The organism is Streptomyces sp. NPDC001514 (assembly GCF_053597075.1).
This window is the reverse complement of the sequence record NZ_JBSFHO010000014.1, coordinates 46,151-60,517: the sequence shown is the minus strand read 5'-3', so window position 1 is coordinate 60,517 and position 14,367 is coordinate 46,151. Positions and strand designations below refer to the sequence as shown.

At 71.1% G+C, this 14,367-nt stretch carries 18 protein-coding genes; 9 read left to right on the top strand and 9 right to left on the bottom strand.

Annotation, left to right across the window (positions count from 1 at the left end):
• Positions 1 to 82 precede the first annotated feature (82 nt).
• Positions 83 to 868, bottom strand: coding sequence for a 3-oxoacyl-ACP reductase (locus tag ACWCXB_RS16940; protein ID WP_450723517.1), 786 nt, complete (start codon positions 866 to 868; stop codon positions 83 to 85).
• A 191-nt stretch (positions 869 to 1,059) separates the two neighbouring features.
• On the opposite strand from ACWCXB_RS16940, the gene ACWCXB_RS16935 reads away from it, so the two are divergent.
• The 3 genes from ACWCXB_RS16935 (at position 1,060) to ACWCXB_RS16925 (ending at position 2,944) form a co-directional block, all read left to right on the top strand.
• Positions 1,060 to 1,506, top strand: a complete 447-nt coding sequence (locus tag ACWCXB_RS16935; protein WP_450723515.1) for a nuclear transport factor 2 family protein — start codon at positions 1,060 to 1,062, stop codon at positions 1,504 to 1,506.
• A complete protein-coding gene (locus tag ACWCXB_RS16930; protein ID WP_450723513.1) occupies positions 1,503 to 2,276 on the top strand; it encodes a hypothetical protein in 774 nt (257 codons plus the stop codon). The genes ACWCXB_RS16935 and ACWCXB_RS16930 overlap by 4 nt, the downstream gene beginning before the upstream one ends.
• A 152-nt stretch (positions 2,277 to 2,428) precedes the next feature.
• Positions 2,429 to 2,944: a 4'-phosphopantetheinyl transferase family protein gene (locus ACWCXB_RS16925; RefSeq protein ID WP_450723511.1), complete on the top strand. Its 516-nt coding sequence runs from the start codon at positions 2,429 to 2,431 to the stop codon at positions 2,942 to 2,944.
• On the opposite strand, the gene ACWCXB_RS16920 is transcribed toward ACWCXB_RS16925, so the two are convergent.
• Positions 2,923 to 3,738 carry an AfsR/SARP family transcriptional regulator gene (locus ACWCXB_RS16920; RefSeq protein ID WP_450723509.1) on the bottom strand — a complete coding sequence of 272 codons (816 nt, stop codon included), beginning with the start codon at positions 3,736 to 3,738 and terminating at the stop codon, positions 2,923 to 2,925. The genes ACWCXB_RS16925 and ACWCXB_RS16920 overlap by 22 nt on opposite strands.
• A gap of 243 nt (positions 3,739 to 3,981) precedes the next feature.
• Between ACWCXB_RS16920 and ACWCXB_RS16915 the strand changes: the two genes are divergently transcribed.
• Together ACWCXB_RS16915 and ACWCXB_RS16910 are read left to right on the top strand one after the other, a co-directional pair.
• Positions 3,982 to 4,539, top strand: a complete 558-nt coding sequence (locus ACWCXB_RS16915) for a hypothetical protein (RefSeq protein WP_450723507.1) — start codon at positions 3,982 to 3,984, stop codon at positions 4,537 to 4,539.
• Positions 4,540 to 4,612: 73 nt separating this feature from the next.
• On the top strand, positions 4,613 to 5,713 hold the full coding sequence (locus tag ACWCXB_RS16910; RefSeq protein ID WP_450723505.1) for a sensor histidine kinase: 1,101 nt from the start codon (positions 4,613 to 4,615) through the stop codon (positions 5,711 to 5,713).
• On the opposite strand, the gene ACWCXB_RS16905 is transcribed toward ACWCXB_RS16910, so the two are convergent.
• The 6 genes from ACWCXB_RS16905 to ACWCXB_RS16880 all read right to left on the bottom strand — a co-directional run bounded on the left by ACWCXB_RS16905 (position 5,652) and on the right by ACWCXB_RS16880 (position 10,233).
• On the bottom strand, positions 5,652 to 6,260 hold the full coding sequence (locus tag ACWCXB_RS16905) for a response regulator transcription factor (RefSeq protein WP_450723503.1): 609 nt from the start codon (positions 6,258 to 6,260) through the stop codon (positions 5,652 to 5,654). The genes ACWCXB_RS16910 and ACWCXB_RS16905 overlap by 62 nt on opposite strands.
• A gap of 60 nt (positions 6,261 to 6,320) precedes the next feature.
• Positions 6,321 to 7,565 carry an MFS transporter gene (locus tag ACWCXB_RS16900; protein ID WP_450723501.1) on the bottom strand — a complete coding sequence of 415 codons (1,245 nt, stop codon included), beginning with the start codon at positions 7,563 to 7,565 and terminating at the stop codon, positions 6,321 to 6,323.
• A gap of 24 nt (positions 7,566 to 7,589) precedes the next feature.
• Positions 7,590 to 8,624, bottom strand: coding sequence for an aldo/keto reductase (locus tag ACWCXB_RS16895; RefSeq protein ID WP_450723499.1), 1,035 nt, complete (start codon positions 8,622 to 8,624; stop codon positions 7,590 to 7,592).
• The gene (locus ACWCXB_RS16890; RefSeq protein ID WP_450723497.1) at positions 8,621 to 9,307 is read right to left on the bottom strand and encodes a YczE/YyaS/YitT family protein; all 687 of its coding nucleotides are present in this window, start codon (positions 9,305 to 9,307) and stop codon (positions 8,621 to 8,623) included. The genes ACWCXB_RS16895 and ACWCXB_RS16890 overlap by 4 nt, the downstream gene beginning before the upstream one ends.
• An 82-nt stretch (positions 9,308 to 9,389) precedes the next feature.
• Positions 9,390 to 9,722, bottom strand: a complete 333-nt coding sequence (locus tag ACWCXB_RS16885; protein ID WP_450723495.1) for a VOC family protein — start codon at positions 9,720 to 9,722, stop codon at positions 9,390 to 9,392.
• Positions 9,723 to 9,726: 4 nt separating this feature from the next.
• Positions 9,727 to 10,233, bottom strand: a complete 507-nt coding sequence (locus ACWCXB_RS16880; protein WP_450723493.1) for a luciferase domain-containing protein — start codon at positions 10,231 to 10,233, stop codon at positions 9,727 to 9,729.
• 144 nt (positions 10,234 to 10,377) lie between these two features.
• On the opposite strand from ACWCXB_RS16880, the gene ACWCXB_RS16875 reads away from it, so the two are divergent.
• Positions 10,378 to 10,755 carry a winged helix-turn-helix transcriptional regulator gene (locus ACWCXB_RS16875; protein ID WP_450723491.1) on the top strand — a complete coding sequence of 126 codons (378 nt, stop codon included), beginning with the start codon at positions 10,378 to 10,380 and terminating at the stop codon, positions 10,753 to 10,755.
• Positions 10,756 to 10,833: 78 nt separating this feature from the next.
• Here the strand turns inward: ACWCXB_RS16875 and wrbA are convergent, their stop codons facing one another.
• Positions 10,834 to 11,457, bottom strand: a complete 624-nt coding sequence (gene wrbA, locus ACWCXB_RS16870) for an NAD(P)H:quinone oxidoreductase (RefSeq protein WP_450723489.1) — start codon at positions 11,455 to 11,457, stop codon at positions 10,834 to 10,836.
• 227 nt (positions 11,458 to 11,684) lie between these two features.
• Here wrbA and ACWCXB_RS16865 point away from each other — a divergent pair, with 227 nt between their 5' ends.
• From ACWCXB_RS16865 to ACWCXB_RS16855, 3 genes are read left to right on the top strand one after another with little or no spacing between them, the layout of a single operon-like run.
• A complete protein-coding gene (locus tag ACWCXB_RS16865) occupies positions 11,685 to 12,908 on the top strand; it encodes an FAD-dependent oxidoreductase (protein ID WP_450723487.1) in 1,224 nt (407 codons plus the stop codon).
• The gene (locus ACWCXB_RS16860) at positions 12,895 to 13,272 is read left to right on the top strand and encodes a lipocalin-like domain-containing protein (RefSeq protein ID WP_450723485.1); all 378 of its coding nucleotides are present in this window, start codon (positions 12,895 to 12,897) and stop codon (positions 13,270 to 13,272) included. Before ACWCXB_RS16865 ends, ACWCXB_RS16860 begins: the two co-directional genes overlap by 14 nt.
• Positions 13,269 to 14,201, top strand: a complete 933-nt coding sequence (locus ACWCXB_RS16855; protein WP_450723483.1) for an MBL fold metallo-hydrolase — start codon at positions 13,269 to 13,271, stop codon at positions 14,199 to 14,201. Before ACWCXB_RS16860 ends, ACWCXB_RS16855 begins: the two co-directional genes overlap by 4 nt.
• The last annotated feature ends 166 nt before the right edge of the window (positions 14,202 to 14,367 follow it).

Sequence of the window (14,367 nt, the reverse complement as noted above, 5' to 3'; positions counted from 1 at the left end):
TCGCCCGGGTCGTCGAGGGCCTTCCCTGTGTCCGGCGGCCCCCCTTGCGAGTAGGGGCCGGGCACGTGCCTGTGGACGGCCGTCAGTAGTTGCCGAGGCCGCCGCAGACATTGAGGGCCTGCGCGGTCACTGCCGCGGCGTCGTCGCTCACCAGGTACTCGACCATCGCCGCGACCTCGCGCGTCTCCACATAGCGGCCGAGCGGCACGCGCTGGGTGATCCGGTCGTGGGTCTCCTGCTCGCTCACGCCCCAGATCCCGGCGTAGTGCTCGCGTACCCGCTCCGCCATCGGCGTCTCGACGAAGCCGGGGCAGACGGCGTTGACGGTGATACCGGTACGCGCCAGCTCCAGGCCGAGTGCCTTGGTGAAGCCCACGACGCCGTGCTTGGACGCGGAGTAGGGCGCGGCGTGGACCACGCCCTGCTTGCCGCCGGTCGAGGCGATGCTGATGATCCTGCCGCGCTCCTGCTCCAGCATGCCGCCGGCCGTCAGGACTTCCTTGGTCATCAGGAAGACGCTGTTGAGGTTGGTGTTGATCACATCGAGCCACAGCTCGTCGGGGATCTCGGCGGTCGCGCCGCCGCCGCTGCGCCCCGCGTTGTTCACCAGGACGGTGACCGGCCCGAACCGGTCGACCGCCGCCTTCACATACGCCTTGATCCGAGCCGGATCCGAGACGTCGCAGGTGGTGCCGTCCACCTCGTGGCCCGAGTCCTGAAGCTCCTTGATGAGCGCGGCCAGCGGCTCCGCCTGCCGGGCGCAGACGAAGACCCGGGCGCCGAGCCCGGCCAGCCTCTTGGTGATCTCCAGGCCGATGCCGCTGGTCGCGCCGGTCACCAGGGCCACCGGCTTGACTGCCGTTGTCATTGTTCTCCTCCTGTGCAGCTCCGGTCGTGGATGCTCACCGAGGGTCCGGCGGCGGCCTCGAGCGGCGCTGGAACAGGTCTCGAATCGTCCTCTCCGGGCTCCCTCCTCCACCGATTCCTCCGTCCCTCGAGGGCGGTTCGAGCGGCGGCGGCGATCGTGTGCCGTATCGGACGACCGCCTGGAGGAGCATGATGACCGCCGCGACCGACACCCGCGTGGGGACTGATCTGTACGCCCTGGTCCAGCACTTCTACGGCCGGCAGATGCAGGCGCTGGACGCAGGACGCTTCGAGGAGTATGCGGCGACCTTCACCGCGGACGGCACCTTCCAGCACACGCCGGGCACGGAGCCGGCCCGCACCCGGCCCGGCATCCTCGCCGAACTGCACGCGTTCCACGAGAAGTACAAGGACGACCCGGTGCAGCGCAGGCACTACTTCAACCAGATCGTGCTGGACCCGCTGCCCGACGGGAGCTACCGCTCCACCGTGTACGCGCTGATCGTGCGGATCCGGCCGGGCGAGCGGCCGGAGGTCTGGCCCAGCTGTGTCGTGCACGACGTGCTGGTCGTCGACGGCGACCGCGTGCTCATGCGCTCGCGCAGGGTCTCCTACGACCAGTTGGCCGGCCAGGCATGAGTACGCCACTCGTCGCGGCGGAGGCCGCGCTGCACGCGGTCATCGAGGCCGTCACAGGCACCGGCCGCCCCGGCGCCCGGGCCCGGGCCGCCATCGCCGGGTCCTATGCGGACCTGTGGGCGTGCCGGCGTCTCGCGTACGCCGCGGCGGACAGTGCCGCGGCGGCGGCGGTCGCCCGGTATCTGGCGCCCCGGCTGCTGCTGGACGGGGCGGACGGTCTGGCCGCCGCGCTGGGCGCTCAGCTGCATGCCCCGGACGGTCCGGCGGCCCACTACCGGCACCAGGTGCGCCGGCTGGAGGCTGCCGTGGCGGCACCGGGCGCGGCCGGGCGCACCCGTGAGGTGGCCGCGCGGCTCCCGGCGCTCGCCGGGGGCGACGACCGGCTGGCCCGCCCGCTCACGGCGGTGCCCTCGCAGGCGTTGGCCCGGCCGCTGAACTCACTGGTGCGGGGGCTGGAGGACGCGCGGGCGGCGGTGGTGCACGCGACGCAGGTCCCCGGGGACGGCGGGCCCGGGGTGTGGGCGCTCGCCGACCGGTACGCCCTGCTCACGGTGGCGGCCGCGTGCCTGGACGGCTGGCGGGCTGCGGGCTCGTCCCGCAGCCGGGTGTCGGGCGACCGGATCTGCCTGGTCGCCGCGCTGGACCGGCTCGCGGTCGGGCTGGGCGTCCGGGCGGCCGGGCCGCTCGGCGCGGAACGGCGCGACGAGGTGTACGAACTGGCCGCTGCCGGCGCCCGTATTCCCTCGGCGCTGTCCGCCGCGCCGCGGTGACCGGAGGTGTACGCGTACGGCTCGTCCGGCCGCGCGGCCCGTGGGGCCCGGTCCGGGCGGGCCTGCGGGCCGAGGGGTTCGTCGTGGTGGGCGGACGGCCGGCCCACTGGTGCGACGGAACGCACGGTCTTGCGGGGCATACCCTGGGGGCGGTGCTCGGGCGGCGCCCCGAAGGGCTGGAGCTGGGCCGGGCGGCCGGCGGACGGCCGTACGTGCGCGGGGTCGCCGGTCTGTCGGTGAGCCTGAGCGACACCGGTGGGCTGCTGGTGGTGGCGGTGAGCGTGCGAGGCCGGGTCGGCGTGGACGCCGAGTCGGCGACCAGGCGGGTGTACGGCACGCCGCTGGTACCGGAGATGACGACCTCATACGAGCGCACAGGACTGGCCCGGCTGCCGGAGAGGGAGCGGAACGCCGCGCTGGTGCGTCTGTGGACGCTCAAGGAGGCGTACACCAAGGCGCTGGGCGTCGGGCTGCGGCTGCCGTTCACGGCCTTCGGCCTCACGGACCGCGCCGGTCCGCATGGCCCGGACGGCCGTCCCGTGGGGCCGTCCGAGCGGAATCGGTGGCACTTCGGCACCGATCCGGATGTGCAGGGGTGCGTGGTGAGCTGGGCGGTACGTGACTCGCCCGTGCCCGGCTCGACCGGTCAGCCGGCGAACTTCTCGTAGGACGCGGGTAGTTCGAGTTCGGGAGCACCGGAGAGGATCCGCTGGTGCAGCTGCTGGATGCGCGGTGACGGCTCGACCCCGAGCTCTTCGCGCAGCGTGCCGCGAAGCCGCTGGAACGCCTCCAGTGCCCGCCAGGGGTGGCCTGAGCGGTACAGCGCCAGCATCAGCTGGGCGCAGTGGCCTTCGTGCAGCGGCTGCCGGGCGGTCAGCACCCGTAGCTCGCCGACGAGCGAGGCGTGCCGGCCGAGCTGCAGATCGGCTTCGATCCGCAGTTCGAGGGCGCGGCTGCGGGCCTCGTCCAGGGCGAGCACCTCCATCGCCAGGATCCGGCCGACCGGTACGTCGACGAGTGGCGGGCCGTGCCACAGGTCGAGTGCCAGGCCCAGCACGGCGGACGCGCGCCGGGCGTCACCCGCCTCCAGCGCGGTGGCGCCCTGGGTGGTGAGCTGCTCGAACCGCACGGCGTCGCTCGGCTGCGCGGGCGCGGCGAGCCGGTAGCCGCCGTAACAGGTCGTCAGGATGTCCTTGGCGTCCGCGCCGGGACCCGTGGGCCCCAGGGACAGCGCGTCGTTGATCTTCCGGCGCAGCTGCAGCACATAGGTCTGCATGGTCGTCGAGACACTGCGCGGGACCTCGTCCCCCCAGATCTCCTCGACGAGCGTGGGCACGGGGACGACACGGCCGGCGTGGTGGGCGAGCAGAGCGAGCAGCTGGCGCGGCTTTCCTGCGGTCGGCACGATCGACAAGCCCCTTACGCCGACGTTGAGCGGGCCGAGGACCTCGATGAGTAACACCCATGCCTCCCGTTGTGTCGAGCGCCGGCACCGTGCCGTGCATCCGGCTTCCGAGAATGCCAGTGGCGCGCATCAGAGCCCAGTGAACCCGTCACGGGCCGGATGTGAGTTATTCAGGGTCGTGAGAAATTCATGCCGGGCACGGGTGTAATTCACTACAGGCGCGGCGGAACGTGCGGCAGAATCCCGGCTTCGAGCGAGAGGGCAGGATGGGAAGAGCCGCCGATGAACTCACTGTGGTCTTTGCGCGAAGACGTCCGGCTGTACGCATGTGAGGAGGGTGACCTGGACGTGGTCAGCAGCTCGGGCACGGTGCGCCTGAGGCGTCCGCCTCCGCTGGTGTTCCGGGCGCTGGACCGGATGACGCTGGGACCGTCGCTGCTGGAGAACGTCACCGACGACCTCAGCGGTCCCGAACACCCCTTGTTGCGGCCCGCGTTGGAGAAACTGAGCCATTTGGTGGTGCGTTCGCTCGGTGTGGAGGACCTGGGTGGACCGCTGCTGTCCGTGGTGCCGATCACCGTCGGCGCGCCGTTCCGGCCGCGTTCGACCGGGCCCGATCAACGGGTGCGGCTGGCGGACGGCGTGGCCTTCGGCATGGGGTCGAAGGGCTTGACGATGGTGGACGCGGGGGCGCGTTTCCGCGTCGAGGTGCACCGTTCCGAGGTCCGTGAAATCGTCCGGGTCATCGGACGCCGAGGACGGCTGGGCCGGGTGGTGCGGGCGCTGCCCGCTCCTGTTCCTGTCTCATGTCACATTCTCGGGTACTTTGCGGGAACGGGAATGGTCAAGATCTGCTGACCCCGTAGGATCCCTTTCACGTTCCAGGCGCTCGCGTCTGCTGAAGGGGGGAACGCAGATGACGGAACTCGACATGAATGATGACCGGGATGACTATGCCGATGCTTTCGCGGAATTGACCGCGTCGCGTCCCACGGGCGGCTCGGAAGTGGCCATGGCGGCCGGGATCCAGGCTCTCACCGGCGCGTCGGGCGTGCTGCATCTGACGGCCGTCGGCTCCTCGGTGCGGGTCGTCGGCGGTTTCGTCCTGGCGTTCCTGCTGGTCTCGTCCGTCCCGCTGGTGTACGGGCTGCTCCGTGACCGGCCCGTGCGGGCGCGGCGCGGTCTGCTGGTGTGGGCCGGCTGGACGGTGCTGTCGGTGGTGTCGGCGGCGGCGGTGACGCGGTCGGCGGGGCTGCCCGTGTGGGCGGACGCCCAGCTGGCGCTCTCGTGCGCGGTGGCCTGGCTGGTGTGCCGGGGGCTGCTGGGCGGGCGGCCGAACCGGGTCGAAGTCGCCCGGGAGCGGCAGGAGTTGCTACGCCTGGCCAGTGCCAGAGAGCGGCGGCGGTTCGGCCGGGACCTGCACGATCTGCTCGGTTACAGCCTGTCCGCGCTGACGCTGAAGGTGGAGGTGACGGACCGGCTGCTGGGCCGGGACGAGGAGCGGGCGCGGCGCGAGCTGCGCGAGGTGCTGGGCATGTCGCGGCAGGCGCTGGCGGAGACACGTGCACTTGCGGAGCGGTACCGCGATCTGTCGCTGCCGGAGGAACTCGCCTCCGTTCGCGACGTGTTGGCCTCAACGGGGATGCGCGTGACCGTGACCGGGGAGACCGGGCCGCTGGACCGGACCGCGGGCACGGTGCTGGCGACCGTGCTGCGGGAGGGCGTGGCCAATCTGCTGCGGCACAGCCGGGCGACCACGTGTCGTATACGGCTGTGTGAGCGTAAGGGCAGGGTGCGGCTGGCGCTGTCCAACGACGGTGCCGCGAACGCCTCCGCGCTGCCCCGTGAGAGGGGCAGCGGGCTCGACAGTCTGGCCCAGCGGCTGGCGGAGGCGGGCGGCGATCTCACGGCGTCGGTGGACGGTGCCGGCTGGTTCCATCTGGTTGCGGAGTGCCCCGTGCGCAACGCGGTCAGTGCAGCCAGCCGGCGTCCTGGGCGATCAGGATCGCGTCCAGTCGATTGCGCGCATTGAGTTTGATGACGGCGGAGGTCAGATAGTTGCGTATGGTGCCGACGGCCAGGTGCAGCCGTGCGGCGATCTCCGTGGATCCGGCCCCCTCGGCCGCCAGGCGCAGGGTGTCGATCTCCCGCTGGGTGAGCGGGTTCTCGGCGCTGGACCAGGCGGCCAGGGCCAGGGACGGGTCGATGGCCTGTTCTCCGTCGGCCACCTTCCTTATGGCGACGGCCAGTTGAGCCGGCGGGGCGTCCTTGAGCAGATAGCCGCCAACCTGGGCGTCGAGTGCCCGGCGCAGGGTTCCGGGCCGTCCCAGGCTGGTGAGGATGAGGCTGCGACAGTCGGGTACCTCCTCACGCAGCAGGGAGGCCGCGGTCAGCCCGTCGAGTCCGGGCAGATCGATGTCGATGACGGCGACATCGGGCCGGTGCCTGCGCGCCTCGGCGACGATGGCGTCGCCTCGTTCCAGCTCGGACACGACTTCCAGATCCGATTCGAGCTCGAGCAGGGCGACCAGCGCCCCGCGGACCATGTGCATGTCTTCGGCCAGTAGGAGCCGTATCATCGTCAGCACCCTTCGGGTTCACTGTGGGCTCAGCCTTGGTGCAGCAGTCCGGGTCGAAAGCTAGGCGGATCGGGTTTCGGAACCATTAACTGCCTGATTACGACGGGGAGTTGAGGCAACTCCGGAGGTTTTCCGGCCGGGCCTGCCGGGCCTCAGCAGGGCCACCAGCACCACCACGGAGAGCAGGGCCGCCACGAGGAAGCCGGTGGTGATCGAGGTCGCACCGATCACCGGCCCCAGCAGCAGCGGCGAGACGAATTGCCCGGCGAAGTTCGCTGTCCCGGACAACGAGGTGGCCTGCCCGCGCAGCTCGGCCGGGGCTGCCTCACCGACGAGTACCGTCAGTGCCGGGAAGGCGATGCCCTGGCCGAGGCCGAACAGCACAGGCGCGACCAGCAGCAGCCACGGCTGGTCCACCGTGCCGAGCAGGACGAAGGACAGGGCCCAGGTCAGCGCAGCCGTCCGCAGCAGGGCCGGATAGCCCGCGGCACGGCGCAGCTTCGCGTATCCGAGCCCCACCGCACTCATGGCCCCCATCATCACCACGGTGTAGAGGGAGACCAGGAAGGGCTCCTTGACACCGATCTGCGCGAGCCGCTGCGGCAGGAAGACCGCCACGCCGTACAGCAGGATCGCGGCCACGGCCTGCAGGAGGTAGTGGCCGAGCAGTGCGGGACTGTCGCGCAGCAGCGGCAGGACTCCTGCCCCACCGCCCTTGGGGCCCATGGATCCGGCGGGGAAAGTGATCAGAGCGGCCAGGCCGATGGGGATGGCGCCGAGGTAGACGGCGAACGGCGCGTGCCAGGACAGTCCGCCGAGGGCGCCGCCGACCAGCGGCCAGACGACGCCGCCCAGGCTGGTCGCGGTCGAGCGCCAGCCCATCACCCGGTCCCGTTCGGGCCCCTGGTAGAGCGCGAGCAGCGCCACCGTCGTACCGCTGAACACAGCGGCGGCGCCGACGCCGAACACGAACCGGCTGACGATGAGACCCGGATAGCCGTCGGTGAACATACCGGCCGCGCCGGCGAACCCGTACAGCAGAAGCCCGCCGGCGAGCGGCCCGCGCACGCCGTAGTGGTCGATCAGCCGGCCGACCACCGGGCTGGTGACCGCGATGGCCAGCCCGTGCGCGGTGATGATGAGGCCGGCGGCGGTGCCACTGACGTCCAGGTCGCCACGGATCACTTCGAGTACGGGGGTGATCATGGCCCCGGCCATCACGGCGAGGGTCGAGGCGAGCAGCAGCACGGGGAGCGCGGCGGCGGACGGCCTGACGGCCGGTTCTGCCTCATCGGATGAGGGCATGACAACCACTTCCTGGAGGCGGGGTCACGGACGTACCGGCCCGGCCTCCGGCGCGTGGGCGCGGATGCCGTCGGCGATCTCGTCCAGGTCGGCGGGGGTGAGCCGCACACGCGCGGCAGCCGACCAGCCGGCTGTCTGGCCGGGACGCCGGGCGCCGACGATCGCACCGGTGACCCCGGGCCAGGCGAGCGCCCAGGCGACGGCCACGGCCGATGTGGTCACCCCGTGGCGGCCGGCGACGTGGCCGAGGACCTCGGCCACCGCGAGGTTGCCGGCCAGGCCCGTGGTGAAGTCCGGGGCGCCGCGCCGCCAGTCGGTCCCGGGGAGAGCGGCGACCCGTTCGGCGGAGAAGGTGCCGGAGAGCAGCCCGGACTTGAGGGACTGGTAGACGATCGAGCCGACGCCGTTCGCCGCGCACCAGGCAAGGACGTCGGCCGCGCCGCGGTCCAGTGCGGAGAACGGCGGCTGGACGGCGTCCACCGGCGCGACGGCGGCGGCACGCTTCAGCTCGTCGACCCCGTGGTTGGACAGGCCGATGGCCCTGACCTTGCCCTCCCGCCTGAGGTCGGCCATGGTCTGCCAGTACTCCTCCAGCGGGGTGCTCACATCCGGCTCCGCCGGGTCGTCGGTGGCGGGACCCCAGGCCAGCAGCTTCCCGTCGCCGGGCCAGTGCACCTGGTACAGGTCGAGGTGGTCGACGCGCAGCCGGCGCAGCGAGTCCTCCAGCTCGCGCCTGACGCTGCCTGCGGTCATCACCTTGCGCAGACCGCGCGCGTCGGGGACGACGCCGCACTTGGTGAAGAGGTACGGGCGGTCCGCCGCGGGAAGACCGGACAGCGCCTCGCCGATGATCTCCTCCGAGTGGCCCTGCCCGTAGGCGGCCGCCGTGTCGATCCAGTTGACGCCGGAGGCGACCGCCTCGCGGACGGTGGCGATCGAGTCCGCGTCGTCCTGTGGGCCCCAGTCGGAGCCGCCCAGCGACCAGGCGCCGAGCCCGGTGCGGGAGATGTTCATGCCGGTGAGACCCAGCGGCCGCGCGGGCAGGGACGTGGTGGTCATGCAGCACCTCGGATCCGGTGAGTGGGTGAAGGCGCGCCGGCGGTCGGGCCGGCCACGAGCAGGCCGCGGTTGTCCAGCCGCAGCGCCCGCTGGTTGAGGACCATGAAGGGCTGGATGAGCCCGTCGACGAAGACCAGGAAGCAGATGGTGCCGATGCCGGCCGGTCCACCGAGGAGCAGGCCGACGAGGAGCAGAACGGCCTCGACGGAGGCCTTGGCGACCCAGAACGGCCAGCTCCAGCGCTGCGTCATGGTGATCACGACGAGGTCCATGGCGCGGATGCCGATGCCGCTCATGATGATGAGGGCGGAGCCGTAGGCGCAGAGCACCACGCCCATGGCGAGCGAGCCCGGCCGGGGCAGCGCGGAGGTGTCGGCGAGGCGCATCAGGTCGATCAGGCTTCCGCAGAGGAAGAAGGTGACGAAGGGGGAGATCACGGGGCGGCGCCGGTTCCACGCTGACCAGATGGCGATGCAGACGATCGCGACGAGGGCCTGGGCGATGCCGATGGTCAGCGGCAGGTGCTCCAGTAACCCCAGGGCGAAGGTGTCGAGGGGGTCGACGCCGTACTCGGAGTGGATGAAGAGCGTTGCGCCCGCGGCAAAGGCCACGCATCCGGCGAGGTAGACACTCAGGCGCTGAACCTGAGCACGCACGCGGGCATGGGCAGGGGGGACGGCCATGGAGTTCCTTCGGTCCGGTGGGGGGTGGGTCCGGCCGACCGCTGCCGGGACGGGGAGCAGACCCGGCAGCGGAGAGCGGGCGTCAGCCGTCGCTGAACGCGACGGTGTTGCCGTCGGGGTCCGTGAGGTAGAAGTGGTTTCCGCCGGGGTGGCCCTCGATCTCGGTCGGCTTCGCGTCGAGGAGAGCCTCACGCGCCGTTTCCAGGTCGGCCCCCGCGAATCCGGGGACGAAGGGTCCCGCCGCGTCGTCCCAGAGCACGAGTTCACCGCCGGCTCCGGTGTGGAAGGCGGAGAAGGTCTCGCCGGAGGCCTTCGGCTCCAGTCCGAGGACATCGCGGTAGAAGGCCGTCATGGCCGGCAGATCTCGCGTTCTGATGGCGAGAACGGCGAACTTTCCGAATGACGGGTTGATCATTGCGTCAGTGTCCTTTCGCCGGGGAAGCGGGGACGGGACCGGAGACCTTGCCGCTGGCGAACGCGTGGCTCAGTTCGATCAGCCCCCAGACGACGCCGAGTTCCTCGTCGTCGCGCGGGCCGTAGAGCATCACGGCGGTGGGGGGCAGAAAGCCGCGGTGGACCATCGGATGATGCTCGGCCCAGCCCTTTGCGATCGCCTCCGCGGCATCCGCCGGCGGCAGCATCACGTGCAGACTCCCGTCGTCCGCCGCATGCAGATGGGCGAACTCCGTACCCGAGAGATAGGCGGTGTCCGGCCCGGTGGCGCGCGCGGGATCGAGATGCAGCGCGCGGCTCTGCGGCAGCGACACATGACTCCGGCCGACCATGACGCCGTCCAGGGCCTGCATACGCCGCCACAGTTCCCGGTGGAATTCCACAGGGCCGTTCTGGTCGAGCTGACTGTGCACGACCCGGCCGGTCGACGGCCGTTCACCCGGCCGTTCGGGCAGTACCAATTGCGTGGCCACGGGGCGCTCCTTTCTGAGACCGCACCTGCGCGCCTCGGTCCTGTCCGGCCTTGTCGACCGGACAGGATCCGGCGGCTCGGAAAAGACGCTACTACCCCTGGTATAGTGATTACCTAATGGATAGTGACTGGCCCGGGAGGAATCTTGAGCGGAAATCGGCCACGCGCGACACGCACTCCCGAGGGCGGCCCGTGCCCGATCACCCCGGTCATCGACCTGGTCTTCGGCCGCTGGACGACACCCGTCCTGTGGGTGCTCAACCACCACGGAAAGCTGCGCTTCACCGAGCTCCAGAAACTGCTGCCCGACTGCACGCCCAAGGTGCTGACCCAGCGGCTGCGACAGCTGGAGGCGGACGGGCTGGTCACACGGACGTACTACGCCGAAATGCCGCCGCGCGTGGAGTACGAGTCGACGCCGCTCGCCCACACGCTCATTCCGGTCTTCAATGCCCTCGCGGAGTGGTCCGAGGAGCACCTGGACGAGGTGCTCGCCGCCCGACGGGCCTACCAGGAGTCCTGACACACGCGTGTGCCCGCCCCGCAGGTCACTCCTGCCGGGCGGGCACACGCACGCGGTGGTCACGGAACCGGGTGCCGGTCAGTCCTCCCCGGCCAGGCCCCTCTTGACCGCGGTGGCGATACGCACGACGCGCTCGGCCTGTATGCGGGCCGCACCGCGGGCGACGTCGTCGACCCCGATCTTCCCGTTGCCGTCCACGTGCGAGGTGCCGTACGGGTTCCCGTCCGCCCACTTGCCGTGGTCGACGAAGCCGGGGGCCACGACGATGCCGCCGAAGTGGTGGAACGAGTTGTACAGCGCGAGCAGTGTCGACTCCTGGCCGCCGTGGAGCGTGGCCGACGAGGTGAAGCCGCTGTAGACCTTGTCCGACAGCTTCCCCTCGGCCCACAGCGGTCCGAGCGTGTCGATGAACTGCTTGAGCTGCGACGAGACGTTCCCGAACCGGGTCGGGCTGCCGAATATCACGGCGTCGGCCCAGGCCACGTCTTCGCCCACCGCCTCCGGAATGTCCGCGGTGGCACGCTGGTTGGCGGCCCAGGCCGGGTTGGAGTCGATGACGGCCTGCGGGGCGAGCTCGGTGACCCGGCGCAGCCGCACCTCGGCGCCGGCCTTCTCCGCGGTGTCGCCGAGCTCCCTCGCGATGTCGGCACCGACGCCGGTCGACGAGTAGTAGATGACGGCCAGCTTGGTGGCATTGCTCAAGGTGATCTCTCCGATCGGTCGTGTCGCGCCCGACGCCTCCTCCTGACGTCCGGCAGCCGGCGGCCGGCAGGGCGAAGTTACTATGCAGGAGATAGCAATTACCTACAGGAAAGTGGCTTCCCGGTAGGACCCGGTACACCTCTTCGGCTCCCCGGCTCGACCCGTACTCGAGGACGGCCGGGCACGCTGACCGCCCCACCACGGACGGCCGAGAAGAGGAGCGTGCGGTGAGGACCGAAGAAGTCGAGGCCTGCGTCGTCGGCGGCGGACCGGGCGGCCTGATGGCCGGCCTGCTGCTGGCCAGGCAGGGCGTCCGCGTCACCGTGCTGGAGAAGCACCCCGACTTCCTGAGGGACTTCCGCGGGGACACCGTCCACCCGTCGACGCTGCGGGTCATCGCGGAACTCGGCCTGCTCGACGACTTCTTGAAGATTCCGCACGCCGAGGCGCCCGCCATGACCATGGAGACCGCGATGGGCCCGGCCGTCTTCGCCGACTTCCGCAGGCTCCCCGGCAGATTCCGGTTCATGGCCTTCATGCCCCAGTGGGACGTACTCGACTTTCTCGCCGGGGCCGCTCGCACGTACCCGGGCTTCCGGCTGGAGCAACAGGCCGAGGTCACCGAGGTGACCGAGGACGCCGGCGGCCGGGTAACCGGCGTCGTCGCGAAGACCCCGGACGGCCCGCTGGAGGTGCGGGCGAAACTGGTGATCGGTGCCGACGGGCGTCGCTCCGCAGTGCGCGCCTGTGCCGGGCTGCGCGTCAAAGGCGACACCGCCCCGATGGACGCGCTGTGGTTCCGGCTCAGCCGCACCGAGGGCGAGACCGTCCCCACCATCAAGGCCGGCGCCGGCTATCTGGTCGTATGCATCAACCGCGGCACGTACTGGCAGTCCGTCCAGATGATCCCCAAGGGCGGGTACGAGGCCGCCCGCGCGGCGGGGATCGACCGGTTCCGCGCCGAAGTCGCCCGCGCCCACCCTGTCTTCGCCGGCCGGCTCGCCGACGAGATCGGTGACTGGGACGACATCAAGCTGCTCGACGTGCGGGTCGACCGGCTCCGCCGCTGGTACCGGGCCGGGCTGCTCTGCATCGGCGACGCCGCCCACGCCATGTCCCCCGCGGGCGGCGTCGGCATCAACCTCGCCGTCCAGGACGCCGTCGCCGCGGCCCGGGTCCTGGGCCCGGTGCTGCGGTCCGGGCGCACGCCGACCGTCGCCGAACTGCGTTCCGTACAGCGGCGGCGGGAACTTCCCATGCGCGTCGTCCAGTTGATGCAGCTCCATCTGCTCGGCGACCTCTATCCGAGCGCCTCGCGAAGGGGCACGGACCGTCCGCTCGTGGTCCGGCTGTGCCGCCGGTTCCCGTTCGTGCCGCGTCTTCTCGCCCGGCTGATCGCTCTCGGCGTACGTCCCGAGCCCATCGGAGGAACCACGCATGTCCGACCCTGAACTCCTCGGCCGGTGGCGGCTCGTCTCGTACTACGACGAGGACGGGCACGGCGGCATCGGCGAAGGGCCTCTCGGGCCCGCCCCGTACGGGCTGCTGTACTACGCCGACGACTACGTGTCCGTGAACATGGGCCGTGCCACTCCTGAGCCCGGCGGCGTCAACTACCTCGGATACGCTGGCAGTTGGCGCCGCTCGGCGCCCGACACGGTCATCCATGCCATCGACGTGTGCTCCAACCCCGACTGGGCGGGCACCGAACAAACCCGGACCCTCGTCCTGGACGGCGATCTGCTCACCCTGCGCGGCTCCGCCGTCGTCGGCGGCCGCATCCGGCTGCGCGTACTGACCTGGAAGCGAGCATGACGACCACAACCGGCACCGGCACAGGCAGCGACCGCGGCACCCCGCGGCTCGAAGAAGTCGCCGAGCACGTCCATGCGTACATCCAGCCCGACGGCGGCTGGTGCCTGAACAACGCGGGTCTCATCGCCGCCGGCGGCGACAGCGCTCTGATCGACACCGCCGCCACCGAACGCCGTGCCCGCGCCCTGCGCGAGGCTGCGCTCACCGTCGGCCCCGCCCCGCGCGTCGTCGTCAACACCCACTCCCACGGCGATCACACCTTCGGCAACTTCGTCTTCCCCGAGGCGGTCGTCGTCGGCCATGCAGGCACCCGCGCCGAGATCGAGGAGGTGGGGCTGCACCTCACCGGGCTATGGCCCGAGGTGTGCTGGGGAAATATCTCCCTGGCCCCACCCACCCTTACGTATAGGGACCAGCTCACTCTTCATGTCGGCCCGGTCCGCGCAGAACTGATCAACATGGGCACTGCCCACACCATCAACGACACGGTGGTGTGGCTGCCCGAGGAGGGTGTGCTGTTCACCGGCGACCTCGTCATGTCCGGCGTCACGCCGTTCTTTCCCATGGGCTCACTGTCCGGCTCCCTCGCGGCGATCCGCGTGCTCAAGGCGCTCGACCCGGTGACCGTGATCACCGGCCACGGCCCGGTCGCCGGACCCGAGGTCCTGGACGAGGCCGAGCGCTACCTGCTGTGGATACGGGAGCTGGCGCTGCTCGGCGATGGTGCAGGCCTCACCCCGCTGGAGATCGCCGTGCAGACGGACCTCGCGCCCTGGCGGCACCTTCTGGATCCCGAGAGGCTGGTGCCCAATCTGCACCGCGCGTACGCGGAGCTGCGCGGCGCGGTGCCGGGGGCACCCCTCGACATGGGCGCGCTGTTCCAGGAGATGATCGAGTACCGGGGCAGCGCGCCCGTCTGCCGGGCATGACGGCTCACGCGTGGCCAGCTCACCGTGCTGCCGTTCGGCACTGCTGCCGGAACCGGGGTGCGGGGGTCGGCGCCGACCTGAGCACGCTGCAGTCGTTCCGCTGCTGATCGGCAGCATCGACCACGACAAGGAACTCATCGCGCAGGGCGCGGGCAACACCGTCTGC